This window comes from Streptomyces sp. NBC_01515 (assembly GCF_045040345.1).
In the GTDB taxonomy this organism is placed as follows: Bacteria; Actinomycetota; Actinomycetes; order Streptomycetales; family Streptomycetaceae; genus Streptomyces.
Genome location: NZ_CP109416.1, coordinates 3085830 through 3110972 on the forward strand (window position 1 = coordinate 3085830; position 25143 = coordinate 3110972).

The window sequence follows — 25143 nt, forward strand, 5'->3', positions numbered from 1 at the left end:
ACCTGATTGATTCACGAGACCACTCAAGGAGATACGAGAACCGTGACGGACATCGTCGACGAGCTGAAGTGGCGGGGCCTGTTCGCCCTGTCCACCGACGAAGATGCTTTGCGCAAGGCGCTCGCGGACGGTCCCGTCACGTTCTATTGCGGCTTCGACCCGACCGCGCCGTCGCTGCACCTGGGGCACCTGGTGCAGGTGCTCACCGTGCGCCGGCTCCAGCAGGCAGGACACCGGCCGCTGGCGCTGGTCGGCGGGGCCACGGGCCAGATCGGCGACCCCCGCCCGACGGCGGAGCGCACGCTGAACGACCCGGAGACGGTCGCCGGCTGGGTCCAGAAGCTGCGCGGCCAGATCGAGCCGTTCCTGTCCTTCGAGGGCGAGAACGGCGCGGTCATGGTGAACAACCTCGACTGGACGGCGAACCTCTCCGCGATCGAGTTCCTCCGGGACATCGGCAAGCACTTCCGCGTCAACAAGATGCTGGCGAAGGACTCGGTCGCCAAGCGTCTGGACTCCGAACAGGGCATCAGCTACACGGAGTTCAGCTACCAGATCCTCCAGGGCATGGACTTCCTCCAGCTCTACCGGAGGTACGGCTGCACGCTCCAGCAGGGCGGCAGCGACCAGTGGGGCAACCTCACGGCGGGCCTGGACCTGATCCACCGCCTGGAGCCGGACGCCACGGTGCACGCCTACGGCACACCGCTGATGACCAAGGCCGACGGCACGAAGTTCAGCAAGTCCGAGGGCACCGCCATCTGGCTCGACCCGGAGATGACCACGCCGTACGCGTTCTACCAGTTCTGGCTGAACACGGACGACCGGGACATCTCCACGTACGCGCGCATGCTGTCCTTCAAGTCCCGCGAGGAGCTTGAGGAGTTGGAGCAGCAGACCGAGGAGCGCCCCCAGGCCCGCGCCGCTCAGCGCGCGCTGGCCGAGGAGCTGACGACGCTGGTGCACGGCGCCGAGCAGACGGCCGCCGTGACCGCCGCGTCCAAGGCCCTCTTCGGGCAGGGCGAGCTGGCGGAGCTGGACGAGAAGACGCTGGCCGCGTCGCTCTCCGAGGTGCCGCACGTCCAGGTCGCCGAACTCGGCCCGGTCGTCGACCTGTTCGCCGAGGTCGGCCTGGTGGCGAGCAAGTCGGCCGCGCGGCGGACCGTGAAGGAGGGCGGGGCCTACGTGAACAACGTGAAGGTCGCCGCGGAGGATGCCGTGCCGGCGAAGGAAGATCTGCTGCACGGGCGGTGGCTGGTGCTGCGGCGGGGCAAGAAGAACCTGGCGGCGGTCGAGGTGACCGGAGCGTAAGCGCCAAAGGGGCGCGGGTTAACTGCGGGCCGCGGCTTTCGTCGTGGCTGGTCGCGCAGTTCCCCGCGCCCCTTTGGGGCGCTGTCCTCAGGCTCTCTGTTTGTTCTTGCCGATCGTCGCCATGTACGCCATGTCGACGACGAAGACGATGATGACCGCGGCGACGAGCTGGAACGCGTGGCGGCTCCAGTCGATGCCGCTGGTCGCGTCGACGCCGGCCGCTCGGGCGATCGCGTTGCCCACGATGGCGCCGAGAATGCCGCAGATGGTGGTCAGCCAGAGCGGACTGTGCTGCTTGCCCGGGATGATCGCCTTCGCGATCAGTCCGAGCACGAATCCCACGATGATCGCCCACAACCAGCCCATGGCTGCCTCCTTGTACGGCTCGACGTCCGACGTGAGCATTACGCCAAGTGTGGGTCCGGTCGCAGTACGGCGCATGTCGGGTACGGCCATACGTGCTACGGCGCAGTTCGTTCGCCCAGGCCGGAGGTCCCCCGGTCTCGAAGGCGACGGAGGCGCGGCGTAACGTGGAACGCGTCGGGGCCCGGTTCCCGGATCGGGTGCGAACCGGGGTTGCGGGCCGGGGAGAGTCCGATGCGGGCGGACGGTGGAATGTGATGCGGAAGCTGCACGGCGAAGGCAAGGCCCAGGTGTTCCGGATCACCGGAGCCCGGACGGGACTCGCGGAGGACATCCGCGGGCGCCAGCGCCGGTACGTCATCTCGATGTCGGTCCGTACGGTGTCGGTGATCCTCGCCTGCGCGCTGTGGAACGTCGAACGGCACGTCGCGATCGTCGCGTTGGTGCTCGGTGTGCTGCTTCCCTATGTCGCCGTCGTGATCGCGAACGCCGGGCGGGAGAACGCGCCGGGGCTTCCGTCCACGTTCGTCACCGCGCCGCTGCGGCCGATGATCGCGCCGCCGAGGCCGGACGGGACGTTCGCGGAACCCGTCCCGGAAGGGGTCGTGCCCGAGCCGGCACCCCCCGTGGGAGGCGAACCGTAGGACCGGTCGTGACCATGGCGAACGTGCCAGAACCGGACGTCGGCTCCGCATCAAGCTCAAGAAAAGCTCAGATCAATCATGTTGTTCCGGTGCCGGGCGAGCGGTCACCCGTGACATACTTCGTACGCGCTCCGCATCCCCCGTCGGAGCGACGGACCGACGCCGGGCAGCTCCCCCCGTGGCTGCTCGGCGTCGCCTTTATCAGCGCATCTGTGAGACGAATTCCATGAGTTCCGGTGAGTGACGAGACCCCGATCTGCTCCGCGAAGGGCTGCCGCGCCGACGCCGTGTGGGTCCTCGCGTGGAACAACCCGAAGATCCATACGCCGGAGCGACGCAAGACGTGGCTCGCGTGCGAGGAGCACCGCGAGCATCTGTCCCAGTTCCTCGGTGTACGGGGTTTCCTGAAGGACGTCGTCAAGTTCGAGGACTGGGAAGAGCCCGAGATCCCGTAGGGCCCGTTCGGCTACGACGGCCGCTCAGCCGCCGATCGCCGACATCGGCCGGTCCGGCTGGAGGAACGACGGGTCGTCCAGGCCCGAGCCCGCCTTCTTGCCCCACATCGCCTGACGCCAGATGCGGGCGATCTCCTCGTCCGGGGTGTCGGAGCGGAGCGCGCCGCGGAGGCTGGTCTCCTCGCGGGCGAACAGGCAGTTGCGTATCTGGCCGTCGGCCGTGAGGCGGGTGCGGTCGCAGGCCGCGCAGAACGGGCGGGTGACCGAGGCGATGACGCCCACGCGGTGCGGGCCGCCGTCGACGATCCAGCGCTCGGCGGGGGCCGAGCCGCGCTCGTCGGAGCCTTCGGGCGTCAGCTCGAAGCGGGTGCGGAGGGAGGTGAGGATGTCGCCCGCGGTGACCATGCCCTCGCGCGTCCAGCCGTGCTGGGCATCCAGGGGCATCTGCTCGATGAAGCGCAGTTCGTAGTCGTGCTCCACGGCCCAGGCCAGCAGGTCCGGGGCCTCGTCGGCGTTGAGGCCCGGCATCAGCACCGAGTTGATCTTCACCGGGGTCAGGCCCGCGTCGTGGGCGGCTTCCAGGCCCGCGAGCACGTCCTTGAGGCGGTCCCGGCGGGTGAGGGTCTTGAAGACGTCGGGGCGCAGGGTGTCCAGGGAGACGTTGACCCGGTCCAGGCCCGCCTTCTGCAGGGCGGTCGCTGTGCGCTTGAGGCCGATGCCGTTGGTCGTCAGGGACATCTGGGGGCGGGGCTCCAGGGCCGCGACCCGCTCGACGATGCCGACCAGGCCGGGGCGCAGCAGGGGCTCGCCGCCGGTGAAGCGGACCTCCTCGATGCCGAGGGAGGTGACCGCGATGTCTATCAGGCGGACGATCTCGTCGTCCGTGAGGAGGTCGGGCTTCGCCAGCCACTGCAGGCCCTCCTCCGGCATGCAGTACGTACACCGGAGATTGCACCGGTCGGTCAGCGAAACCCGCAGGTCGGTGGCTACTCGGCCATAGGTGTCGATGAGCACGTGTGCCCCCTTCCTCGTTTCGGATCGCATGTTTTCCGACACCTGCGAGCGTACGCGACACCTCTGACAACGAGAGCGGCCCGATCCCACGAGGTACGGCACGGCCGCGTCGTAGGGATCTACGACGCGGCCGTCGACGTGGGGGGACCCGGTGGGGGGACTCGGGTGGACCGGGCGGGGCGGCTCAGTGGGCTCCGGTGCCGGTCAGGGACCGTACCTCCAGCTCCGCGAACTTGCCGGTGTCCGGCTCCTCCTTGGAGAGGATCGTGCCGAGCCAGCCCAGCAGGAAGCCGACGGGGATGGAGATGATGCCGGGGTTCTCCAGGGGGAACCAGTGGAAGTCGACGTCCGGGAACATCGACGCGGGCTTGCCGGAGACGACCGGCGAGAACAGGACGAGGCCGACCGCGGTGACCAGGCCGCCGTAGATCGACCAGAGGGCCCCGGGGGTGGTGAAGCGCTTCCAGAAGAGGCTGTAGAGGATCGTCGGGAGGTTGGCGGAGGCCGCGACCGCGAAGGCGAGGGCGACCAGGCCGGCGACGTTCAGGTCGCGGGCGAGGGCGCCCAGGAGGATGGAGACGGCGCCGATGCCGACCGTGGCGTAGCGGGCGGCGGCCATCTCCTGCTTCTCCGTCGCCTGGCCGCGCTTGATGACGTTCGCGTAGATGTCGTGGGCGAACGAGGAGGACGAGGCCAGGGTCAGGCCGGCGACGACCGCGAGGATCGTGGCGAAGGCGACCGCCGAGATGGTGGCCAGGAGGATGGCACCCCAGGTGGAGTCGACTCCGCCCAGATGCAGTGCCAGGAGGGGTGCGGCCGTGTTGCCCGCCTTGTTGGAGGCGATGATCTCGTCGGGTTTGATCAGCGCCGCGGCACCGAAACCGAGGGCCAGGGTCATCAGGTAGAAGGCGCCGATCAGGCCGATGGCCCAGATGACCGACTTACGGGCAGCCTTGGCGGTGGGCACCGTGTAGAAGCGGATCAGGATGTGCGGCAGGCCTGCGGTGCCGAGGACCAGGGCGAGGCCCAGGGAGATGAAGTCCAGCTTGGTGGTGCCGGTGGCGCCGTACTTGAGGCCGGGGTTCAGGAAGGCGGAGCCCTTGCCGCTGTTGGAGGCGGCCTTGCCGAGCAGGTCGGAGATGTTGAAGTTGAACTTCAGCAGCACCAGGAAGGTCAGCAGCAGGGCGCCGGCGATGAGCAGGCAGGCCTTGACCATCTGGACCCAGGTGGTGCCCTTCATGCCGCCGATGGTGACGTACACGATCATCAGGACGCCGACCAGGGCGACGATGCCGATCTTGCCCGCGTCGGTGGTGATACCGAGGAGCAGCGAGACCAGGACGCCCGCGCCGGCCATCTGGGCCAGCAGGTAGAAGATCGACACCACGATGGTGGAGGTGCCGGCCGCGGTGCGGACCGGGCGCTGGCGCATGCGGTACGCGAGGACGTCGCCCATGGTGTAGCGGCCCGAGTTGCGCAGCGGTTCGGCCACCAGGAGCAGGGCGACCAGCCAGGCGACCAGGAAGCCGATGGAGTACAGGAAGCCGTCGTAGCCGAAGAGGGCGATCGCGCCGGCGATGCCGAGGAAGGACGCGGCGGACATGTAGTCGCCGGAAACGGCGAGGCCATTTTGGAAGGCGGTGAACTGACGGCCGCCCGCGTAGAAGTCGGCGGCGCTCTTCGTCTGGCGGCCCGCCCATACGGTGATGACGAGCGTGGCGGCGACGAAGATCGCGAACAGGGTGATGATCAGCGGTCGGTGCTGGCTCGCCTCGCCTGCGGCCAGGGTGATCGTGGGGCTCATGCGCCGCCCTCCATCCGGGACTTGATGGCTTCGGCCTTGGGGTCGAGCTTCGCGGCGGAGTACCGCGCGTACCACCAGGCGATGAGGAACGTGGTCAGGAACTGGGCGAGGCCCAGGACCAGGGCGACGTTGATGTGGCCGACGACCTTGGTGTCCATGAAGTCGTCCGCGTAGTTGCACAGCAGCACGTACAGCAGGTACCAGACGATGAACGCGACGGTCACCGGGATGGCGAAGGAGCGGTGGGCGCGGCGCAGTTCGGCGAACTCCGCGCTCTCCTGGACCTGTTCGAACTCCTCGGTACTGGGGAGTTGGTGTTCGGCTTTCGAGGGGGGTGGTGTCTCGGTGGCCACGGTGTCTCCTCGCGTTACGGACCTGCGGGTTCTGGTCTGGCTCGGTGCTTCCTGCCCAAGGGCACGGCGCGACACGTCGACCGGTTCAACTCCTTTGACTTCTTTCGGTAGTCGTCTTTGGGAAATCATTGCTGGCCAGCCACCGCGGGAGATAGCTTCAGGTCTGCACCACTCGTCATGTACCTGATGTATCTGCCCGAGCGCGCCACCACGTCTCGGGCCGTTTCGTTTCCGGATGATGTGGAGATCCCATGGCTCATCTGCGCCCCAGACGCCGGCTCGCCCTCGCCGTACCGGTCGTCCTGTCGCTGACCGCCTCGCTCGGCTTCCTCCCGTCGGCGGCCTCGGCGGTCCCGGCCGCGGAGACCACAGCGCGGACCGCCGACGCGCCGAACCTCGCGTATGTGGTCAACACCCGGCTGGACCACTGGACGATCAACTCGGTCAAGAAGGCGATCAATGCGGCCGGCGGCACCATCGTGGTGACGTACGAGAAGATCGGTGTGATCGTCGTCCACTCGGCGAACCCCGACTTCGGCGCGCGGATCCGCGCGGTGCGCGGTGTGCAGTCGGCGGGTGCCACGCGTACGGCGCCGCTGAGCCTCGCCTCGACGACCGACGAGGGCGCGGTGCAGTACCTCTCCAAGGACCAGGCCGCGAAGACGGCGAAGGCCTCCGCCGCCGCCGGGGACAGCGAGCCGCTCGAAGCCGACCAGTGGGACCTGCCCGCGATCGGCGCCGACAAGGCCGCGAAGATCAACCCGGGCAGCAAGAGCGTGACGGTCGCCGTCATCGACGTCGGCGTCGACGACACCCACCCGGACATCGCCCCGAACTTCTCCGCCTCGCAGTCCGCGAACTGTGTCGGCGGCAAGGCGGACACGACGTACGGCTCCTGGCGTCCCGTGGACTCCGCCCACTACCACGGCACGCATGTCGCGGGTGAGATCGCCGCCGCCCGCAACGGCATCGGTGTGGCGGGCGTCGCGCCGGGCGTGAAGGTCGCCGGGATCACGGTGGCCGAGCCGGACTCGACCCAGCTGTTCTACCCGGAGAGCGTGGTCTGCGCGTTCGTGTTCGCCGCGGACCACGGCGTGGAGATCACCAACAACAGCTACTACGTTGATCCCTGGCTGTACAACTGCATGGACGACCCCGATCAACGTGCCATTGTTGATGCGGTCAACAGGGCCCAGCTGTACGCCCAGAGCAAGGGCACGCTCAATGTCGCGGCGGCCGGCAACTCCAACGACGACCTCGACTCGGACGCCCTCGTCGACGATTCCAGCCCCGACGACTCGACCGCGACGCCCCGGACGGTCGACCCGCACGAGTGCTTCGACGTACCGACCCAGTTGCCGGGCGTCGTCACGGTGAGCTCCGTCGGCGTCAAGAAGGCCAAGTCGTACTTCTCCAGCTACGGCAAGGGCGTCATCGACGTGTCGGCGCCGGGCGGAGACGCCCTGCAGATCCCGGACACCCCGTCGAAGAACGGCCGCATCCTCTCCACCCTGCCGAACAACTCCTACGGCTACCTCCAGGGCACCTCGATGGCGACCCCGCACGTCGCGGCCGTGGCCGCGCTGCTCAAGTCGACGCACCCGCACGCCTCTCCGGCCCAGTTGCAGGCGCTGCTGAAGGCCGAGGCGGACAACCCGGGCTGCCCGACCGCCCCGTACGACACCAACGGCGACGGCGTCGCGGACGCGACCTGCGTGGGCGGCAAGCGCGTCAACGGCTTCTACGGGTTCGGCATCGTCAACGCGCTGCGGGCGGTGAAGCAGAAGTAGCCGACACCTCACCTGTTCACGGGCCGGGCGGATCTCCGCCCGGCCCGTTCGTGTCCGTACGGCCATCCATATCCGCATGACCAATGTTGATTGAATCAATACTGCATAGTTCAATCATGACTGACATCAAGATGGCATGGGCCGCTCTGGGCGGCGATCCCGCTCTGGTCTCACGTGTCTCGACCGTCGCGCGTCAGGGGGCTCTCGAAGCGCGGCTTCCTGTACGGGAGTTGGCGCGGGCCTGCGTGGGAGCATGCGCGCTGGCCGCCGCGGAGCTGGGGGCGCGGCGAGCCGGGCTGGCGGAGGTACCCGGGGTACGGGTGGACGACGGGGCCGTCGCCACGGCGTTCGTCAGTGAGCGGCATCTGTTGATCGACGGGCGGGCGCCGGTCAGTTTCGCGCCGCTGTCACGGTTCTGGCGGACGGCCGACGGCTGGGTCCGCACCCACGCGAACTACCCGCACCACCGGGCGCGGCTGCTGGACGCGTTGAAGCTGCCGGGGGACGCGTCGGTGGAGGACGTGGCCGCGGTGCTCGCCGAGCGATCCGCGCCGGAGGTGGAGGAGACCGTCTACGGCGCCGGGGGCCTCGCGGTCGCGCTGCGGACGGCCGAGGAGTGGGCCGCGCACGCTCAGGGGGTCGCGGTGGCCCGGCGGCCGCTCGTCGAGCGCGAGCGGCTCGGCACGGCACGCGCGCGTGTGCTCCCGCCGCTGGACGGCGACCCGTTGCTGCCCGCCGCCGGGCTGCGCGTGCTCGACCTGACCCGGGTCATCGCGGGCCCGATCGCCACGCGGACGCTGGCCCTGCTGGGCGCGGACGTGCTGCGCGTGGACGCCCCGCAGTTGCCCGAGGATCCCGACGCGCACGCGGACACCGGTTTCGGGAAACGGTCGACCCGGCTGGACCTCGGACTGACCTCCGACCGTTACACCTTCGAGGAGTTGCTCGCGCGAGCGGACGTGGTCGTCACCGGGTACCGGCCGGGCGCCCTGGAACGGTTCGGGCTCTCCCCCGAGGCGCTGGCCGACCGTCGGCCCGGGGTGATCGTCGCGCAGTTGTCGGCGTGGGGCGCGTACGGGTCGTGGGGTGACCGGCGCGGGTTCGACAGCCTGGTGCAGGTCGCCTCGGGCATCGCGGCGATCGAGGGTTCACCGGAACACCCCGGCGCGCTGCCCGCGCAAGCCCTCGACCACGGCACCGGGTATCTGCTGGCGGGCGCGGTGCTGCGGGCGGTGACGGAACAGGCCGAGCAGGGCTACGGCATCGCCCTACGGCTGGCGCTCGCGCGGACTGCGGCGTGGCTGACGGCGGACGGGGGCGAGCGGGGAGGGGCGGTGCCCGGCGGGGCGGCTACCGGAACGGCGCGCGGGAGCGAGCAGGACCGGACGGCACACGGGCAGCGGGGCCGGGCGGCGGACGAGCGAGGCGGAACCGCAAACGACGACAGCGGGACGGCGTACAACCAGCCCGATGCCTGGTTCGTCGAGACGGACAGCGGTATCGGACGGCTACGGCATGCCCGGTCGCCGGTGTCGTTCGTCGGTGGGCCCTCGAACTGGGCGCGACCGCCGGGGCGTTGGGGCACGGACTCGGCCCGTTGGGCTTGATGCGGGGGTCGGGCGGAAACGTACCTATGAGCGGAATGCCGTTCCACCGGTCGTTTCGTTGCACTTGCCCGGTTCTGTGGCGGCTGGTGAAGATCTTGGGGTGACCTTGATACGACCGACTGTCGAAGTGGCCGACACCAGCGGCTCCGGGCGGCGCCCCGGTACGCGTCGGGCCGTCGCCGTACTGGCCCTGGTGGTGCTCGCCGCGCTGATACCCCTGCTCGGCCCGTCCGCCGCGCTGCACGACACCGGGGAGGCCGCCGCGCCCGGTGTCGGCGGCATCGCGCTGCTCCGAGCGGTGTTGTTCGGCGCGCTGTGCGTCCCCCTGGGTGAGCTGTTCGTGAACCGGCTCGCGCGTACCGTGCCCGGCGCTCCCCCGAACGGCCCCCGCAGCTGGGCCCTGTACGCGACCGGTGCCGGTTTCGTCGCCGCGCTGGGGCTCGCGTCGGTCGTGGCGACGGGCAACCTGGTGCCGCACAGCCTTGCCCAGATCGACGTCGGCGGCCTCTACCAGTCCCGGGACGGCAAGTTGGCGCTCCTGGAGGTCAACGCGTTCGCCGTGGCGGCCCTGTGCGCCCGGTCACGCAGGCCCGGCCTCCAGGTGTGGCCCCTGGGCGCCGTGGTCCTCGCGGAGGCGCTGCGCGTGCACCCGGCGAGCGAGCACAGTCCCCTGGTCGGCTCCGAACTGACCCTGGTGCACCTGACGTGCGCGGCGCTGTGGGTGGGCGGTCTGCTGCACGTGCTGCGGACGTTGCGGCAGTGGCGCGGTGCCGAGGCGGGGACCGCGCTGTTGGGGCTCTACGCGCGCGTGGCGGCCGTACTGCTCGCCGCGATCACCGCCACGGGGGTGTGGAGTTCGCTGCGCCGGATGCCGGCCGGCACGATCCTGGACCAGCTGACGACGACGGCGTACGGGCGCACCCTGCTCGCGAAGGTGATCCTCGTCGCCGCCGTCGCCGTCCTCGCGCTGTGGGCCCGGTACCGGCTGCGCAGGGCCTCCGATCCGCTGACCGCGCACTCACCCGCGCGGGCCGAGGTCGTCGCCCTGGGAGTGGTGGTCGTGGTCTCCGGACTGTTGACGGCATTGCCGGTGCCGATCCGCTGGCATTGACGGATCAATGAATCAATCCATCGATCAATAGTTGATCAGCTGTTCGTGACCAGGACCTTCAGGGCCGTGCGCTCGTCCATCGCCTTGTAGCCGTCGGGTACGCCCTCCAGGCCGACCGTCAGGTCGAAGACGGGCGAGGGGTCGATGGTGCCGTCCAGGATGTCGGGCAGCAGCTCCGGGATGTACGTGCGGACCGGTGCGACCCCGCCGCGCAGCGCGATGTTCCGGTCGAACATGACCCCGAGGTCGAGGCCGGTGCCGCTGCCGTGCGGTACCCCGACGAAGCCGATCGCGCCGCCGTCGCGCGCGATGCCGACGGCCGTCCGCATGGACTGCTCGGTGCCGACGGCCTCGACGACGGCGTGTGCGCCCTGGCCGCGGGTGAGTTCACGGACCGCCTCGACTGCGTCCTCACCGCGTGCGGCGACGACGTCGGTGGCGCCGAAGCGGCGGGCGATGTCCGTGCGCACCTCGTGGCGGCCGAGCGCGATGATCCGTTCGGCGCCGAGGCGCTTGGCGGCTAGTACCGCGCACAGGCCGACGGCTCCGTCGCCCACGACGGCGACGGTGGCGCCCTTGCGGACGCCCGCGCCGAGGGCCGCGTGGTGGCCGGTGCCCATGACGTCGGACAGGGTCAGCAGCGCGGACAGCAGGTGGTCGTCGGAGGCCGCATCCTTCGGCAGCCGTACGAGGGTGCCGTCGGCGAAGGGCACGCGTACGGCCTCGCCCTGGCCGCCGTCATAGCCCACGGCGCCCCAGAAGCCGCCGTGCACGCAGGAGGTGGTGAGGCCCTCGCGGCAGTAGTCGCAGACGCCGTCGGACCACACGAAGGGCGCGACCACGAGGTCGCCGGTCTGGACGCCGGTCACCTCGGAGCCGGTCTCCTCCACGATCCCGAGGAACTCGTGCCCGATGCGCTGCCCCGGCTGCCGGGCCGACTCGCCGCGGTACGCCCACAGGTCGCTGCCGCAGATGCAGGCGCGCAGCACCCGGACCACCGCGTCGGTGGGCAGCTGCACCAGAGGCTCGGGGACGTCCTCCACGCGCATGTCGAACGGGGCGTGGATGGTGGTGGCGCGCATGGCGAGGGTCCTTCTCGTCGCGGGTGTGCTGGTGCGGTGCGCTCAGGGGGTGGTCGAGCGCACTTCACGGTACGCCGCCGCCGGTGCGGGGCGCTCGGCGAGGGTGCCGAGCACGCCCTGGACCAGCAGGAACTGTGCGCCGGCGTACGTCAGCATGATCCAGAAGTCGGGCCTGGGCGGCTGCGGCCAGTCGGCGACCCCGGTCGCGATGAGGGTGTCGGAGACCATGAAGAGCGCCCCGCCGAGCCCGGCGGCGAGGCCGAACCGGGTGGCCGCGGCGCACGCCATGGCCGTCAGCAGGGCGCTGTAACCGGCCACGGGGACGCGCAGGTCCGCCGGGAGGTCCGGCCACAGCATCGTGACGGTGACGGCCAGGGCGACGGCGTACCCGGCGACGAGGAGACCGGCACGCACGCGTGGAGCACGTTTCGGGCCGCCGTACGTCCTGAAGACGGCGAGGTAGCAGAGGTGGCCCGCCGCGAAGCAGGCCATGCCGGCGAGGAAGGCGGGGTCGGCGTCGGAGAGCAGCAGGGTGTCGCCTCCCCAGCCGAAGAGGAGCGCGGCGACGAGGAGCCGGGGCGCGCCGCGCAGGGCCGCGTACGCGGCGAGGAGCGGCATCAGGAGGGGCTTGGTGACGGTGTGGCCGGGCTCGTAGCCGACAGCGAGCGAGAGCAGGTCCACGAGGGCTGCCAGTGCGAAGCCGATCAGGAGGGCGCGGGAGACGGCCGGGTGTGCGGTACGTGGGTTCACGCGGCCGCGGTCTCCTCGGCGGCCGGGACGCCCTGATCCGGGACGGGCACCGGCTGCCAGCCCGGTCCCCGGAACACGCGTCCCGCGCGCTCGCGCCAACTGGTCGCCGCTTTCAGGTCCTTGGCGATGGCGACGTACTCATGGGTGGCCACCTTGATCGGGTTGAACGTGTTGATGTTCTTGGTCAACCCATAGACGGGCCGCTCAACCTCCGGCACGAAGGACCCGAAGAGCCGGTCCCAGACGATGAGGATGCCGCCGAAGTTGCGGTCCAGGTAGCCGCCCTGGGAGGCGTGGTGGACCCGGTGGTGGGACGGCGTGTTGAAGACGAATTCGAACCAGCGGGGCATGCGGTCGATCCGCTCGGTGTGGATCCAGAACTGGTAGACGAGGTTCGCCGAGGAGCAGAACGCCAGCGCGGCGGGATGCACGCCCAGGGCGATGAGGGGGACGTAGAACGGCCATACCGTGAGGGTCGTCCAGGGCTGGCGCAGGGCCGTGGTGAGGTTGAACCTGCGGCTGGAGTGGTGGACGACGTGGCAGGCCCACAGGATGCGGATGACGTGGTGGCCGCGGTGGGACCAGTAGTAGAAGAAGTCCTGCCCGAGCAGCATCAGCGGGATCGTCCACCACAGGACGGGCACGCGCAGCGGGGTGAGTTCGTAGATCGCCGTGTAGACCGCGACGATCGGGATCTTCCAGAGGAAGTCGAAGACGAGGCTCCCGAGCCCCATGCCGACGCTCGTGACGGCGTCCTTCGTCTCGTAGCCCGCCGCGTCCTCGTCGGGGTGGATGCGCACGCTGATCACCTCGATCACGGTGAGCAGCACGAAGGCGGGTATCGACCAGAGCACGGCATCGGGCAGGTTCGGCATGGATGAACCGTAAAACCGCGAATCGGCCACGCCTAGACGTTGTTACCCACAAGTATTACCTGGGGTACGCGCTTGCTTGTTGGCGATCTCCGCCAACAGGTCACCCAACCGGTCACGCTCCCGCCGCCCCCAACAGCGTCCCCGCCACATACGTCACCGCCATCGCCAGCACGCCCCCGGCAACGTTCCGTACGATCGCGAGCTTCGGGTCGGCCGCGCCGAGGCGGGCGCTGGTCCAGCCGGTGAAGACCAGGGCGCCCAGGGACGAGACGACGGTGACGCCGAGCCGCCAGTCGGCCGGGGGCAGGACGATCGCCAGGAGGGGCAGCAGGGCGCCGGCCGTGAAGGACAGGAAGCTCGCCCAGGCCGCGTGCCAGGGGTTGGTGAGGTCGTCGGGGTCGATGCCGAGCTCCACGCTGGCGTGGGCGCGCAGGGCGTCGCGTTCCGTGAGCTGGACGGCCGCTTCCCTGGCCACGTCGCGGGTCAGGCCGCGGTCCTGGAGGAGTTCGGTCAACTCCTCCAGTTCGGCCTCGGGTTGCTCCTTCAGCTCGCGCTTCTCCAAGGCCAGGGCGGCCTTCTCGGAGTCGCGCTGCGTCGATACGGACACGTACTCCCCCGCCGCCATCGACATGGAGCCGGCGAGGAGACCCGCGAGGCCGGCCGTCAGCAGGGCCGTGCGGTCGGAGGTGGCACCGGCCACGCCGACGACGAGTCCGGCGGTCGACAGGATGCCGTCGTTCGCGCCGAGGACCGCGGCCCGCAGCCAGTTCAGCCGGGAGCCGAGGCTGCCGCCGTGGGCCTCGGAGTGGGACTCGCCGTTGGTTTCAGTCACCCCCGGAGGATTCCACCCCCGGTGTCACCACACCCGTACCGACGCTCCCCGCGCGAACACCGGGCTCGTGGCATCCTTCGGCGGTTCGGCGAGCGGTTCCGCGATCTCGCTCACCAGGGGGCCGACCTTCGCCGCGATCGGATCCAGGGTGCCGAGGTCGAAGCCGTAGACGCGGGCCGCGTTGCCGCCGACCATGGCGGCGACCTCGTCACGCGGCACGCGCGCGTAGGCGAAGCGCAGGCCCTCCCTGGAGTACGGGTACGTCCCCTCGTCGTGCGGGTAGTCGCTCCCCCACATGATCTTCTCGATGCCGATCCGGTCGCGCAGGGGCACCTCGTGGGGGCGCATGAAACTGGCGCCCACGAAGCAGTTGTCGCGCCATACCTCCGAAGGACCCTTGCCCATCGAACTGGCGAGCCCCGCGCCGAACTTGGACTCCGCGGTCGATGCCTTCGACGCCGCCGCGACCAGGCGCCCGTGGTAGTAGTCCAGCATGTCGAGCACCCCGGGGATCCAGCCGGAGCCCTGCTCGGTCAGGACCAGTCTCAGGTCCGGGTGACGGCGGAAGGCGCCGCCGAAGATCAGGTGCCACAGGGCGCGGTGCGAGAACCAGGTCGTCTCGACCATGTACACCGCGCGGGCGGCCGGTTCGTCGCCCAGGGGCGGGGACGCCGAGCCCGCGTGGTGGTTGACGGGGACGCCGAGTTCCGCGCAGACGGCCCAGATCGGGTCGTACGTCGACGAGTACAGCTCCGGCAGTCCTGAGCCGGGTGGAGTGCCAGGCAGCAGCAACCCGCCCCGGAGGCCCGCCTCGACCGCCCACCGGATCTCCTGGACGGCCTCCTGGACGTCGTTGAGGAGGATCTGGAAGACCCCGGCCCGTCGGCCCGGCGCGGCGGCGCAGAAGTCCGCCAGCCAGCGGTTGTGGGCGCGCAGGCCGGCCCAGCGGCGCCGGAACTCCTCGGCCGTGGGCGCGGGTGCCATCAGGGAGCCGGACGGGAAGAACGGCGGAATGGTGTTCGGGAAGACGACCTCCGCGACGATGCCGTCCTCCTCCAGCTCCGCGATCCGCCGCCCGGAGTTCCAGTTCTTGTCGGCCGTGTCGGCGAGCAGGTCCTCGTACGGGTTGACGTACGCGGCCGCCCACGCGTCGAACTCGTCGTGGTACCGCTTCTCCAAGTAGGGCCGGTAGTCCAGGAGATCGGCGCCCGCGTGGCAGTCCGCGGAGATGACCGTGTACCGGTCCGCGCCCTTGGAACCCGCCGAGCCCATGGAGTCCGTGGAGGTCATGGCGTCGCCCCCAGGACCGGGAAGTCGTGGTCGGTCAGCCAGTGCCGCCCGACCTCGCGCGAGCGCGCCCAGGACGCCCTCACGGCCTCCTGGTCGTCCTGCTGGCCGAGTTCGGCGGGGGTCGGGCCGATCCGGCGGGCCAGCGGGGTCAGAGCCGCCACGTCGAAGCCGAAGGCGTCCGCCGCCGCGAGGCCCAGCATGCGGCGGGTCTCGTCCACCGGGATGTCGTGGAAGGTGCGCTTCAGCCACGCGCGCGTGTCGGGCCAGGTGCCCTCGGGGTGCGGGAAGTCGCTGCCCCAGAGGATGTTCTCGACGCCGATCTCGTACCGCTGGGCCAGTTCACGGCGCTTGGTGTTGGTGGCGCAGATGAAGATCTGCCGGTCGAGGTACTCGCTCGGCGGCCGTTTCAGCTCCGCGAACGGCGAGAGCTTCTTGCCGCCGTGGGCGCCCAGGTAGAGGCGGTCCATGAACCACAGCTGGTTCGGCAGCCACCAACAACCCGACTCCGCCACACCGAACTTGAGGCCCGGGTGGCGCTCGAAGACCCCGGACCAGAGCAGGAACCAGAGCGGCCGGGCGGGCCACCAGGTCACCTCGCTCACATAGATGCCCAGATGGTCGCCGTACTCGTGGCGGGGCGCGGCCCCGGAGTGCGTGAGCACGGGCATCCCGCACTCAGCGGCGGCCGCCCATACGGGGTCGTAACGGCGGTCGTGGTAGGGCTCCTTGTCGACCCACATGGAGGGGATCATCAGGGCGCCGAGGCCCGACTCCTTGGCGCGGTGGACCTCCGCGACGACCTTCTCCGTAGGGGCCGTCACGGGCAACAGGGCGACTCCGCAATGCCGTTGAGGGTTCTCGGAGACGAAGTCGGCGAGCCAGCGGTTGTGGGCCTGCGCGCCCGCCATGCCCAACTCCGGGTCCTGGTCCCCGGAGAGGCCGAGGCCGACTCCGAAGGGCGCGGCCGTCTGGCTGTCCACGGCATCCGCGTCCGGGAAAACCACCTCGGCGGCCACCCCGTCCCCGTCCAGCTCCTTGAGGCGCTGCGCGGTGTCCCAACCCCCGCGCAGGCCTTCCTCGTTGTCCCGGAACCACTTCGTCGCGAACGCCTCGTTGCGGATGCCGAGCCGGGTCATCTCCTCGCGGCGCCGGTCGCGTCCGGCGAGGAACTCGTCGAAGTCCCGGTGGAACCGGGCGTCCAGATAGGGCCGGTACTCCTCGGTGGGCAGCCCGGCGTGGCAGTCGGAGGAGATGATCAGGTACGGCTCCTGGTCGGTCACAACAGCCCCCTCAGTCCAGGATGAAGCTCTCTAGGTACGACGGGTTCGCGCGGTCGAGCATCGAGCCCGCCCTCGCCCGGATCTGGGCGTCGCTGTGCTCGCTCTCGGGCAACAGCCAGAAGCGGTCCGCGCGGATGCCGTCCACGACGAGGTCGGCGACCTCCTCGACGGGCGTGAAGGCGACCTCCTTGCCCGCCTCCCTCATCGCGGTCTCCCACTGGTCGAGACTGCGATAAGGGGTCCTACGGGGGCGCTCCTTCGCGTACCGGTCGGGCCGGTTGCGGTGCGACTCCCACAGGCCCGTGCGCAGCATGTGCGGCCCAGGGAAGAGCACCGAGGCGCCCACGCGCGCGTGCTCCGCCTTCAAATGGGCGTACAGGGACTCGGTCATCGTCACGACGGCCGCCTTGGTGACGGCGTACACGGAGGCGGTGGGCAGCGGGGCGATCCCGCCGTCCCCGGAGGACGTGTTGACGACATGACCGGGTTGACCGGACTTGATCATCCTCGGCACGAACGCCTGGATGCCGTGGAAGACGCCCCACACGTTGACGGCGAACGCCCATTGCCAGTCGTTCGGTTCGTGCTCCCACATCCGGCCCTCGGCGCCCGAGCCGACCCCGGCGTTGTTGCAGAGGACGTGGACGGCGCCGTACGTCTCGTAGGCCGACTCGGCGAGATCCAGGACCTGTTGGCGTACACCGACGTCGACCACGCGCGCGTGCACGTCGGCACCGTCGGCGCGCAGATCGGCGGCGGCCTTGTCGAGGGCTCCCTGCTCGACGTCGGCGAGGACCACCTTGAGCCCGTCGGCGGCGAACCGCCGTGCCATCGCGAGCCCGATCCCGCTCGCGGCCCCGGTGACGACGGCGACCTGACCCTCCCTCAATTCCATCAGGCACTCCCCTCGGGCGGCCCGTCGTGGATCTGCTGCGGGTCGTCGTAGCGCTGGTGGATGTACGGCAACAGAGCCTGCGCGTCGACCCGTTCGACGACCTTGCCGCGCTGGTCGCTGGTCTTCTCGCCGATGGTGATGTCGACGAGGGTGCGGACCGGGAGGTCGGCGACCGGGTCGTACATGGACTCGCGCAAAACGACGTCTCCGGTGACGCGTTCCAGTCGGCGGACCTTCTCGTTGCGCAGGCAGTGCACGAGCACGGGGTCGGCGTCGAAGCCCGAACCGTCCACCGCGGGAAGGAACTTGAAGTAGAAGTCAGTCTTCTGCGTCGGCTCGGGGAGGGGCAGTTCCTCACTGATCGCGCCGCGGACCTCCACGAAGGCGATGCCGTGCCGGGCGAGGGACGCGTGCACGACGAGGCCCACGCGCTCGACGGTCACCTCGCCGAGTTTCTTGGGCTCCCCGAAGACCTCACGGCCGCCGGTGAGGGCCCGTTCGTGGGTCATCGGCATCACCAGGGGGTACCAGCCCTCGACGCCGTCGTGCGCGGCGGCGACCGCGAACGAGCCCGCGCCCAGGGGGTATCCGGTCAGCTCCACCTTGCTGATGTTCACCCGGACCAGGGGCCGCCCGGTGGGCTTGAGGGGCGGCGGCAGGACCGCCGCGACCGCGTCCGGGTCGCTCTCCCAGACGGCCACCACACCGGTGGACCAGATGTCGGGGAGCTTGGAACTCGCCGTGCGTGCGGCGGCGATCTCCGCCTCGGTCCGTGCGCCGTACCGTACGCGTGCCATACGCCGTACCGCCCTTCGTAGGCCGTCATCCGTCAGGCGGGCAGCACGCTTGCACCGGGCGGGCAAAAGGTCCATAGCCACGCGCACGCGCATTCGGCGGACCCGAACGGGCGGGCGGGGCAGGCGACCTGAGGGACAGGACTGTCAGTGGCGGCCCGTATCCTCAGTGACCATGCTCGAAGACCACTCGCCGACAGTGTCCGCAGCCACTCCGTGGCCGGCCGCATATCCCCAGGGGTATGCGGTAGTTGACGTGGAGACCACCGGCCTGGCCCGGGACGACCGGATAATCTCCGCGGCCGTCTACCGTCTGGACGCGCTCGGCGAGGTCGAGGACCACTGGTACACGATGGTCAACCCGGAGCGCGATCCCGGCCCCGTGTGGATCCACGGTCTGACGAGTGACGTCCTGGAGGGCGCGCCTCTCTTCAAGGACATCGCCGAGGAGTTCGCGACCCGCCTGGAGGGCCGCGTGCTGGTCGCGCACAACGCGGTCTTCGACTGGCAGATGATCGCGCGGGAGTACGCACGCGTGCAGATCGAGCCCCCGGTCCGTCAGCGGCTGTGCACCATCGCCCTGTCGAAGGAACTGAGCCTGCCGCTGCCCAACCACAAACTGGAGTCCCTGGCAGCGCACTTCGGTGTCGTACAGCAGCGCGCGCACCACGCGCTGGACGACGCGCGCGTGCTCGCCGAGGCCTTCCGGCCGAGCCTCCGGGCAGCGGCCCAGGGCGGCGTACGGCTGCCGCTGCACGAGTGCCGGCCGCTGACCGAGTGGGCCCAGCCCGCACCCCGGATCGGGCAGCAGGCGGGGGGCTACGGCGGCTTCGGGGCGGGCAGTTGGCGTCCCGCGCGCAAGCGGCCCGCGTGCCCCTACCCGAACCCGGGGCGCTTCGAGGACGGCAGGCCGCTCAAGCAGGGGATGCGGATCGCGTTCTCCGGGGACACGTCCATCGAGCGCGAGCTGCTGGAGGACCGGGCCGTGGAGGCCGGCCTGCACGTCGCGACGAGCCTGTCCCGGCTGACCAGCCTCCTCGTCACGAACGACCCGGACTCGGGCACCTCGAAGGTGGTCAAGGCCAAGCAGTTCGGCACACCTGTGGTGGACGAGGCCGCGTTCGGGCAGCTGCTGCGGGACGTCGAGGCGGCGGACTGACGATGCCCTGGTGACCGTACGGACGGGTGATTGTCGTACGACTCGCCCCGCGCCCGCTCGCCCGTGCCGGGCGGACGGCCCACCCTGTGGCGCATGGCGAGATGTGAAGTGTGCGGCAATGACTACGGCATGAGTTTCGAGGTGCACGCGCAGGGCGCGGTGCACGTCTTCGACTGCTTCTCCTGCGCGATCCACCGCATGGCCCCGATCTGCGAGCACTGCCGGGTGCAGATCATCGGCCAGGGCGTGGAGGTCGAGGGCCGCTGGTTCTGCGGCGGCCACTGCGCGCGGGCGGAGGGAATGGTGGGGATCATCGACAAGGTGTGAGCCACCGGCCTTCCGGGAGCCGGACCCCGTATCCCTTCCGGTACCCCCCTGAATGCGCCCCACGACCGAGTTGTACGGTCGTGGGGTGTACCGCTTCCTGATGTCCCGGCAGTGGGTGATCCTCGCGTTGATCACCCTTCTCCTGATCCCGACGATGATCAGGCTGGGCATCTGGCAGATGCACCGCTACGAGATGCGCAGCGCCCGGAACCAGTTGGTCACGAACGCGCTGCGCGCCAAGCCGGTCCCCGTGGAGACGATCAGCACCCCGGGGCACGCGGTCACCCGTACGGAGAGGTACCGCACCGTCACCGCGACGGGCACCTTCGAGACTTCTAAAGAAGTCGTCGTCCGGCGGCGTACCAATGACGACGACGAGGTCGGCTTCCACGTCCTCACCCCGTTCGTGTTGACGGACGGCAAGGTCGTGTTGATCAACCGTGGGTGGATCCCGGCGACCGGGGTGCAGACGGCCTTCCCGAAGATCCCCGCGCCGCCGAGCGGCAAGACGACCATCACCGGGCGGCTGATGGCCGACGAGACGACCGCGGCGAGCGGCATCAAGGACATCAAGGGCCTGCCCGACCGCCAGATCATGTTGATCAACAGCGAGGAACAGGCGAAGCGGCTCGACGCCCAGGTGCTCGGCGGCTACGTCGAGCAGACCGCGCCGGAGCCGAAGGGCGACACCCCGGAGCAGATCTCCGACCCGGGCAAGGAAGACGCCCCGCTGAACTACGCGTACATGATCCAGTGGTGGCTGTTCGCGGCGGCCGTCCCGGTCGGCTACGTGGTCCTCGCCCGCCGCGAGGCCCGCGACCGCCGGGAGGCGGCGGCGAAGGTGGAGGAGACGGCTGAGGCCGAGCCCGCGACCGTGTGACCCGGGCTTCTCTTCACCCGCCCGGCCCCGAACCTTGATTGCCTCACCGACAGGCAGGGAACCCGCACCCCGTGCACCCACGTATCGAGGACTACGCCCTCATCGGCGACGAACAGACCGCGGCCCTGGTCGGCATGGACGGCTCGGTCGACTGGCTGTGCCTGCCGCGCTTCGACTCGGCCGCCTGCTTCGCCAGAATGCTCGGCGACGAGGACAACGGCCACTGGCGCATCGCCCCCAAGGGCGCCGACCGCTGCACCCGCCGTGCCTACCGCCCCGACACCCTGGTCCTGGACACGGAGTGGGAGACCGACGAGGGCACGATCCGCGTCACCGACCTGATGCCCCAGCGCCACCGCGCCCCCGACGTCGTACGCATCGTCGAAGGCGTCAGCGGCAAGGTCACCGTCCACAGCAGGCTCCGCCTGCGCTTCGACTACGGCGCGGTCGTGCCGTGGATGCGCCGGTCCGACGGGCACCATGTGGCCGTCGCGGGCCCCGACTCGGTGTGGCTGCGCAGCGAGCCCGAGGTGCGCACCTGGGGCGAGGACTTCAGCACCCTCTCGGAGTTCACCGTCGAGGCCGGCCAGAAGGTCGCCTTCGTCCTCACCTGGCATCCCTCGCACGAGCCCCGTCCGCCGCTCGTCGACCCGTACAAGTCGCTGCACACCAGCGTCGCGGACTGGAGGCGCTGGGTGGCCCGCTGCCGCTACGACGGCCCCTACAGGGACGCGGTCGTACGGTCCCTGATCACCCTCAAGGCCCTCACCTACCGCCCGACCGGTGGCATCGTCGCCGCGGCCACCACCTCGCTGCCCGAGGAGATGGGCGGCGTCCGCAACTGGGACTACCGCTACTGCTGGCTGCGCGATTCGAGCCTCACCCTGGGCGCCCTGATCGCCGCGGGCTACCACAGGGAGGCCGAGGCCTGGCGCGACTGGCTGCTCCGCGCGGTCGCCGGCGATCCCGCGGACCTGCAGATCATGTACGGCGTGGCGGGCGAGCGACGGCTCCCCGAGTTCGAACTGCCGCACCTCTCCGGCTTCGCCGGTTCGGCCCCCGTCCGGATCGGCAACGGTGCCGTCAACCAGCTCCAACTCGACGTCTACGGAGAGGTGCTGGACTCCCTGTGGCTGGCCCGCCGCGCGGGACTGTCCCCCAAGCCGCACATGTGGTCGCTCCAGGCCGTCCTCCTGGAGTGGCTGCGCGCGCAGTGGCAGCAGCCGGACGAGGGCCTGTGGGAGGTGCGCGGCGGACGCCGGCACTTCGTGCACTCCAAGGTCATGGTGTGGGTGGCCGCCGACCGCGCCGTCCGCACCCTGGAGGAGTACGCAGACCTGCCCGGCGACCTGGAGGGCTGGCGCGAACTGCGCGACGCGGTGCACCGGGACGTGTGCGAGAAGGGCTACGACCCGGAACGCAACACGTTCACGCAGTACTACGGCTCGCAGGAACTCGACGCCGCCCTGCTGCTCATCCCCCGCTTCGGCTTCCTGCCGCCCGACGATCCCCGGGTCGTCGGCACGGTCGACGCGGTCCGCGAGGCCCTGGGCCACGACGGCTTCGTCCGCCGCTACGACACCGCCGCCGACACCCCGGTGGACGGGCTGCCCGGCGACGAGGGCGCCTTCCTGGCGTGCTCCTTCTGGCTCGTGGACGCGCTGCAGATGACGGGCCGCAGGAAGGAGGCCCGGGTGCTGTTCGAGCGCCTGGTGGGCCTCGCGAACGACGTGGGGCTGCTCGCGGAGGAGTACGACCCGGTGGCCGGCCGTCAGCTGGGCAACTTCCCGCAGGCGTTCAGCCACATCGGCCTGGTGAACACCGCCCTCACCCTGTTCGGGGACGAGGAGGCAGGATAGGGGCCATGGATCTTGGACTGAAGGACCGGGTGTACGTCGTCACCGGAGCCACTCGCGGGCTGGGCAACGCCGCCGCGCGCGAGCTGGTGGCCGACGGCGCGAAGGTGGTCGTCACCGGGCGCGACGAGAAGCGGGCCGCCGACGCGGCGGCCGAGCTGGGGCCGAACGCGGTCGGCGTGGCCGTCGACAACGCCGACGCGGAGGCACCGGCCCGGCTGATCGCCGCCGCGCGCGAGCACTTCGGGGGCTTCGACGGCATCCTCGTGAGCGTCGGCGGGCCGCCGCCCGGGTTCGTCGCCGACACCACCGACGAGCAGTGGCAGTCGTCGTTCGAGTCGGTGTTCCTGGGCGCGGTACGGCTCGCCCGCGCGGCGGCCGAGGAGTTGGGGGCGGGCGGGGTCATCGGGTTCGTGCTCTCCGGGTCGGTGCACGAGCCGATCCCGGGGCTGACGATCTCGAACGCGCTGCGGCCCGGTCTCGCCGGTTTCGCCAAGTCCCTCGCGGACGAGCTGGGCCCGCGCGGCATCCGTGTCGTGGGGCTCCTGCCGGCCCGCATCGACACGGACCGCGTGCGCGAGCTGGACGGCCTCTCCGCGGACCCGGTGGCCACGCGTGCGGCCAACGAGTCGCGGATTCCGCTACGGCGGTACGGGACCTCGGACGAGTTCGGGCGGGTGGCGGCGTTCTTGCTGTCGCCGGCCGCGTCCTACCTGACGGGGATCATGGTCCCTGTTGACGGTGGGATGCGGCACGGGTTCTGACGACCCATCAACTCAATCATCCCGCTCAACCCCTCAATCAACCTGCGCTCAACCCATCAATCAACCTGTCAACTCACCCGCTCCGCGCGGTGCTTGACGCCCGTCAGGCGGACCTCTGTCGGCAGCATCTCCAGGCCGGCCGAATCGCGGGCGTGGGCAAGGGCGTTGGCCGTCAGGTGGTCGAGGGCGACTCCGGGGTCCACGTGCGGTTCCAGGCTGAGCTGGACGCGGGCCTCGGGTGCGGTGCGGGTGCCGGCGAGCCGCACGTGCGCGTGGGCAACGCCGTCCAGGGCGCCCGCGTCGGCGGCGAGGACGCCTTCCAGGGCCCGGCCCCGCAGGAGCGCGCCCTCGCCGTCGCCGGTGCTGACGGCGACCTCGGTGAGCCGACGGCGCCGTAGCACCGCGACGAGCCACCACAGGGCCAGCAGGACGAGGACGGCGAGCACGGCGAGGACCGTCGGCCACCACCAGCCGTCGCCCCGCCAGCGGGTCCGCCGGGCGTCGCTCAGCAGGACGTCGTGGCGCCCGTCGTAGATCCACCAGGAGGGCGGCTTCACGCCGAGGCCGACGGCCAGTACCGAACCGCCGAGCACGAGCAGTACGAGGCCCACGACACCGATCACCGCACGGTTGACGATCCTGAGCACCGGCCTCATCCCTTCCGTCCGGAACGGCCGACGTGCACCGACAGGGCGGGCGGCCGGGCGAGTCCGAGCCCGGTGATCGCGTCGCCGAGCACGGCGTCCAAGTCGGCCCGTACGTCGTCGAGTTCACGGAAATGCGACACCGCGCGGACGTCGGCCTTGGTCCGGCTCGTGCGCACGCGTACCGACTGCACGCCCGAGACCTCCATGGCCCGGTCGCGCAGCACCATCGCGGCGGCGGCGCGTTGCAGGCCCGCCCGGACGTCGGCGTGGGTGCGGCGCATCGGCAGCACCTGGCGCAGGCCGGGTGTCACCGCGAGCACGATCAGCCACAGGCCGAGGGCGGCGGCGATGCCGGCGCCGACGAGCACCCAGGTGTCGTCCAGGGGCCGTTGGGCGAGTTGCCGGGCCAGTTCCCGGCGCCAGTGCGCGGCGGGCCGCTCCGCGCGCACGGCGGTGACGTCGTAGAGCAGGGCGCCCGCGCCGGCGAGCAGCAGGACGGCGACGATACCCGCGGGGACGCGGCGCGCCGACCAGAAGCGGCCGCCCTTGCCGTCCCCGTCATGGACGACGGGAACGGGATCGTAGTCGGACGCGGCGGTGTACCCGCCGGGTCCGGGATCGGTCTCCTTCTCGATGACCGGTAGTCGTTGGGTCGTGCCGTCGGAGCCCTGGGGCTCGCTCATCGCGTCCTCCCCTGTGCCGCGCCATGTGCCGGATGGAGCCGTTCCACTTGGACGGCGACCTCGGGCACGTCCATGCCCACCAACGCGCGTACCCGCTGAACCACCTGTCGACGCACCTGAAAACAGCGGGCGCCGATGTCGCAGGGATAGTCGAGTTCGAGGTGCACGCGCACGCGTACCGTTTCGTGGTGTACGACGACGGTGGCATGCGGCGACGCGGCGTCCGGGTGCAGCGGTCCGAGCGCCTCGCGCGCGGCCTGCGCGGCGATCTTCGCCACGACCCGGTCGGCGATCCGGGTGGCGCCCCGCTCACCGGGTGCGACGACCGCCAGGGGCCTGCCGCGCTCGTCGACAGCGCCGTCCCGGCCGCTCACGGGCGTCATCGCCGCCGGTCGTCACGCGAGCGGAAGAAGTCGCCGAGTTCCAGGTCCCCCTCCAGGAACCGGCCGACGACGAACCCGATGGCGCCCAGGGCCGCCACCAGCAGGAACGCCCCGAACCCGCCGAAGTATCCGGCGAAGCCCAGTGCCATTCCGGCGATCATGCCGACCACGGCCCTGCTCATCCTGCGCTCCTC

27 protein-coding genes are annotated in these 25143 nt (G+C 70.6%); 11 read left to right on the plus strand and 16 right to left on the minus strand.

Translation table 11 applies throughout. From position 1 onward, the window contains the following. The first annotated feature begins 42 nt into the window (after nucleotides 1-42). On the plus strand, nucleotides 43-1311 hold the full coding sequence (gene tyrS / locus OG407_RS13625; protein WP_405857992.1) for a tyrosine--tRNA ligase: 1269 nt from the start codon (nucleotides 43-45) through the stop codon (nucleotides 1309-1311). Nucleotides 1312-1398: 87 nt separating this feature from the next. Here tyrS and OG407_RS13630 read toward each other — a convergent pair whose 3' ends face one another. After that, entirely contained in the window at nucleotides 1399-1677 is a 279-nt protein-coding gene (locus OG407_RS13630) for a GlsB/YeaQ/YmgE family stress response membrane protein (protein ID WP_019060682.1), read from the minus strand. Between the two features lie 254 nt (nucleotides 1678-1931). On the opposite strand from OG407_RS13630, the gene OG407_RS13635 reads away from it, so the two are divergent. After that, nucleotides 1932-2318: a DUF3099 domain-containing protein gene (locus OG407_RS13635; protein WP_405857994.1), complete on the plus strand. Its 387-nt coding sequence runs from the start codon at nucleotides 1932-1934 to the stop codon at nucleotides 2316-2318. A 236-nt stretch (nucleotides 2319-2554) separates the two neighbouring features. Further along, nucleotides 2555-2773: a hypothetical protein gene (locus OG407_RS13640; RefSeq protein ID WP_327405070.1), complete on the plus strand. Its 219-nt coding sequence runs from the start codon at nucleotides 2555-2557 to the stop codon at nucleotides 2771-2773. Nucleotides 2774-2797: 24 nt separating this feature from the next. Here the strand turns inward: OG407_RS13640 and moaA are convergent, their stop codons facing one another. The 3 genes from moaA to OG407_RS13655 all read right to left on the minus strand — a co-directional run bounded on the left by moaA (nucleotide 2798) and on the right by OG407_RS13655 (nucleotide 5944). Next, nucleotides 2798-3787, minus strand: a complete 990-nt coding sequence (moaA, locus tag OG407_RS13645) for a GTP 3',8-cyclase MoaA (RefSeq protein WP_328684179.1) — start codon at nucleotides 3785-3787, stop codon at nucleotides 2798-2800. Nucleotides 3788-3971: 184 nt separating this feature from the next. Continuing rightward, nucleotides 3972-5591 carry a cation acetate symporter gene (locus OG407_RS13650; protein ID WP_405857997.1) on the minus strand — a complete coding sequence of 540 codons (1620 nt, stop codon included), beginning with the start codon at nucleotides 5589-5591 and terminating at the stop codon, nucleotides 3972-3974. Further along, on the minus strand, nucleotides 5588-5944 hold the full coding sequence (locus tag OG407_RS13655; RefSeq protein WP_327405067.1) for a DUF485 domain-containing protein: 357 nt from the start codon (nucleotides 5942-5944) through the stop codon (nucleotides 5588-5590). The genes OG407_RS13650 and OG407_RS13655 overlap by 4 nt, the downstream gene beginning before the upstream one ends. Before the next feature lie 251 nt (nucleotides 5945-6195). Between OG407_RS13655 and OG407_RS13660 the strand changes: the two genes are divergently transcribed. From OG407_RS13660 to OG407_RS13670, 3 genes are all read left to right on the plus strand, one after another. Further along, entirely contained in the window at nucleotides 6196-7734 is a 1539-nt protein-coding gene (locus OG407_RS13660) for a S8 family serine peptidase (RefSeq protein ID WP_405857998.1), read from the plus strand. 116 nt (nucleotides 7735-7850) lie between these two features. After that, nucleotides 7851-9341, plus strand: coding sequence for a CoA transferase (locus OG407_RS13665; protein WP_405858000.1), 1491 nt, complete (start codon nucleotides 7851-7853; stop codon nucleotides 9339-9341). Nucleotides 9342-9441: 100 nt separating this feature from the next. Next, nucleotides 9442-10452: a CopD family protein gene (locus OG407_RS13670; protein ID WP_405858002.1), complete on the plus strand. Its 1011-nt coding sequence runs from the start codon at nucleotides 9442-9444 to the stop codon at nucleotides 10450-10452. Between the two features lie 35 nt (nucleotides 10453-10487). Here the strand turns inward: OG407_RS13670 and OG407_RS13675 are convergent, their stop codons facing one another. The 8 genes from OG407_RS13675 to OG407_RS13710 all read right to left on the minus strand — a co-directional run bounded on the left by OG407_RS13675 (nucleotide 10488) and on the right by OG407_RS13710 (nucleotide 18253). Continuing rightward, nucleotides 10488-11534, minus strand: coding sequence for a zinc-dependent alcohol dehydrogenase family protein (locus OG407_RS13675; RefSeq protein WP_405858004.1), 1047 nt, complete (start codon nucleotides 11532-11534; stop codon nucleotides 10488-10490). Nucleotides 11535-11576: 42 nt separating this feature from the next. Then, nucleotides 11577-12284 (minus strand): lysoplasmalogenase, encoded by a 708-nt coding sequence (locus OG407_RS13680; RefSeq protein WP_405858006.1) that lies wholly within the window; start codon nucleotides 12282-12284, stop codon nucleotides 11577-11579. Continuing rightward, nucleotides 12281-13159: a sterol desaturase family protein gene (locus OG407_RS13685; protein WP_405858008.1), complete on the minus strand. Its 879-nt coding sequence runs from the start codon at nucleotides 13157-13159 to the stop codon at nucleotides 12281-12283. The genes OG407_RS13680 and OG407_RS13685 overlap by 4 nt, the downstream gene beginning before the upstream one ends. A 112-nt stretch (nucleotides 13160-13271) precedes the next feature. Further along, entirely contained in the window at nucleotides 13272-13991 is a 720-nt protein-coding gene (locus tag OG407_RS13690) for a VIT family protein (protein WP_403601649.1), read from the minus strand. 24 nt (nucleotides 13992-14015) lie between these two features. Further along, entirely contained in the window at nucleotides 14016-15281 is a 1266-nt protein-coding gene (locus tag OG407_RS13695) for an amidohydrolase family protein (RefSeq protein WP_405858010.1), read from the minus strand. Then, complete coding sequence (locus OG407_RS13700) at nucleotides 15278-16561, minus strand: amidohydrolase family protein (protein ID WP_405858012.1); 1284 nt, start codon at nucleotides 16559-16561, stop codon at nucleotides 15278-15280. The genes OG407_RS13695 and OG407_RS13700 overlap by 4 nt, the downstream gene beginning before the upstream one ends. A 10-nt stretch (nucleotides 16562-16571) precedes the next feature. Continuing rightward, nucleotides 16572-17456 carry an SDR family NAD(P)-dependent oxidoreductase gene (locus OG407_RS13705; RefSeq protein ID WP_405858014.1) on the minus strand — a complete coding sequence of 295 codons (885 nt, stop codon included), beginning with the start codon at nucleotides 17454-17456 and terminating at the stop codon, nucleotides 16572-16574. Continuing rightward, a complete protein-coding gene (locus OG407_RS13710; RefSeq protein ID WP_405858016.1) occupies nucleotides 17456-18253 on the minus strand; it encodes an acetoacetate decarboxylase family protein in 798 nt (265 codons plus the stop codon). Before OG407_RS13710 ends, OG407_RS13705 begins: the two co-directional genes overlap by 1 nt. A gap of 172 nt (nucleotides 18254-18425) precedes the next feature. Here OG407_RS13710 and OG407_RS13715 point away from each other — a divergent pair, with 172 nt between their 5' ends. From OG407_RS13715 to OG407_RS13735, 5 genes are all read left to right on the plus strand, one after another. After that, nucleotides 18426-19409, plus strand: a complete 984-nt coding sequence (locus tag OG407_RS13715) for a DEDDh family exonuclease (protein WP_366494352.1) — start codon at nucleotides 18426-18428, stop codon at nucleotides 19407-19409. Nucleotides 19410-19502: 93 nt separating this feature from the next. Then, entirely contained in the window at nucleotides 19503-19736 is a 234-nt protein-coding gene (locus OG407_RS13720) for a hypothetical protein (RefSeq protein WP_033286388.1), read from the plus strand. 85 nt (nucleotides 19737-19821) lie between these two features. After that, on the plus strand, nucleotides 19822-20616 hold the full coding sequence (locus OG407_RS13725; protein WP_405858018.1) for an SURF1 family protein: 795 nt from the start codon (nucleotides 19822-19824) through the stop codon (nucleotides 20614-20616). Nucleotides 20617-20687: 71 nt separating this feature from the next. After that, nucleotides 20688-22475, plus strand: coding sequence for a glycoside hydrolase family 15 protein (locus tag OG407_RS13730; RefSeq protein ID WP_405858020.1), 1788 nt, complete (start codon nucleotides 20688-20690; stop codon nucleotides 22473-22475). A 5-nt stretch (nucleotides 22476-22480) separates the two neighbouring features. Further along, nucleotides 22481-23236 (plus strand): SDR family oxidoreductase, encoded by a 756-nt coding sequence (locus tag OG407_RS13735; protein ID WP_405858022.1) that lies wholly within the window; start codon nucleotides 22481-22483, stop codon nucleotides 23234-23236. Between the two features lie 68 nt (nucleotides 23237-23304). On the opposite strand, the gene amaP is transcribed toward OG407_RS13735, so the two are convergent. The 4 genes from amaP to OG407_RS13755 are packed head-to-tail and all read right to left on the minus strand — an operon-like array spanning nucleotide 23305 to nucleotide 25131. After that, nucleotides 23305-23892 carry an alkaline shock response membrane anchor protein AmaP gene (gene amaP, locus OG407_RS13740; protein WP_405858024.1) on the minus strand — a complete coding sequence of 196 codons (588 nt, stop codon included), beginning with the start codon at nucleotides 23890-23892 and terminating at the stop codon, nucleotides 23305-23307. Continuing rightward, the gene (locus OG407_RS13745) at nucleotides 23889-24566 is read right to left on the minus strand and encodes a DUF6286 domain-containing protein (protein WP_405858026.1); all 678 of its coding nucleotides are present in this window, start codon (nucleotides 24564-24566) and stop codon (nucleotides 23889-23891) included. Before OG407_RS13745 ends, amaP begins: the two co-directional genes overlap by 4 nt. Then, a complete protein-coding gene (locus OG407_RS13750; RefSeq protein WP_403601626.1) occupies nucleotides 24563-24949 on the minus strand; it encodes an Asp23/Gls24 family envelope stress response protein in 387 nt (128 codons plus the stop codon). Before OG407_RS13750 ends, OG407_RS13745 begins: the two co-directional genes overlap by 4 nt. Further along, nucleotides 24946-25131: a hypothetical protein gene (locus OG407_RS13755; protein WP_019060657.1), complete on the minus strand. Its 186-nt coding sequence runs from the start codon at nucleotides 25129-25131 to the stop codon at nucleotides 24946-24948. Before OG407_RS13755 ends, OG407_RS13750 begins: the two co-directional genes overlap by 4 nt. Nucleotides 25132-25143 lie beyond the last annotated feature (12 nt).

Coding starts and splice junctions, on each gene's coding strand:
- OG407_RS13755 (WP_019060657.1), bottom strand. CDS start 25,131: ATGAGCAGGGCCGTGGTCGGCATGATCGCCGGAATGGCACTGGGCTTC.
- OG407_RS13685 (WP_405858008.1), bottom strand. CDS start 13,159: ATGCCGAACCTGCCCGATGCCGTGCTCTGGTCGATACCCGCCTTCGTG.
- OG407_RS13705 (WP_405858014.1), bottom strand. CDS start 17,456: ATGGAATTGAGGGAGGGTCAGGTCGCCGTCGTCACCGGGGCCGCGAGC.
- OG407_RS13720 (WP_033286388.1), top strand. CDS start 19,503: ATGGCGAGATGTGAAGTGTGCGGCAATGACTACGGCATGAGTTTCGAG.
- OG407_RS13635 (WP_405857994.1), top strand. CDS start 1,932: ATGCGGAAGCTGCACGGCGAAGGCAAGGCCCAGGTGTTCCGGATCACC.
- OG407_RS13660 (WP_405857998.1), top strand. CDS start 6,196: ATGGCTCATCTGCGCCCCAGACGCCGGCTCGCCCTCGCCGTACCGGTC.
- amaP (WP_405858024.1), bottom strand. CDS start 23,892: ATGAGGCCGGTGCTCAGGATCGTCAACCGTGCGGTGATCGGTGTCGTG.
- OG407_RS13750 (WP_403601626.1), bottom strand. CDS start 24,949: ATGACGCCCGTGAGCGGCCGGGACGGCGCTGTCGACGAGCGCGGCAGG.
- OG407_RS13745 (WP_405858026.1), bottom strand. CDS start 24,566: ATGAGCGAGCCCCAGGGCTCCGACGGCACGACCCAACGACTACCGGTC.
- OG407_RS13735 (WP_405858022.1), top strand. CDS start 22,481: ATGGATCTTGGACTGAAGGACCGGGTGTACGTCGTCACCGGAGCCACT.
- OG407_RS13695 (WP_405858010.1), bottom strand. CDS start 15,281: ATGACCTCCACGGACTCCATGGGCTCGGCGGGTTCCAAGGGCGCGGAC.
- OG407_RS13675 (WP_405858004.1), bottom strand. CDS start 11,534: ATGCGCGCCACCACCATCCACGCCCCGTTCGACATGCGCGTGGAGGAC.
- OG407_RS13710 (WP_405858016.1), bottom strand. CDS start 18,253: ATGGCACGCGTACGGTACGGCGCACGGACCGAGGCGGAGATCGCCGCC.
- OG407_RS13650 (WP_405857997.1), bottom strand. CDS start 5,591: ATGAGCCCCACGATCACCCTGGCCGCAGGCGAGGCGAGCCAGCACCGA.
- OG407_RS13665 (WP_405858000.1), top strand. CDS start 7,851: ATGACTGACATCAAGATGGCATGGGCCGCTCTGGGCGGCGATCCCGCT.
- OG407_RS13630 (WP_019060682.1), bottom strand. CDS start 1,677: ATGGGCTGGTTGTGGGCGATCATCGTGGGATTCGTGCTCGGACTGATC.
- OG407_RS13715 (WP_366494352.1), top strand. CDS start 18,426: ATGCTCGAAGACCACTCGCCGACAGTGTCCGCAGCCACTCCGTGGCCG.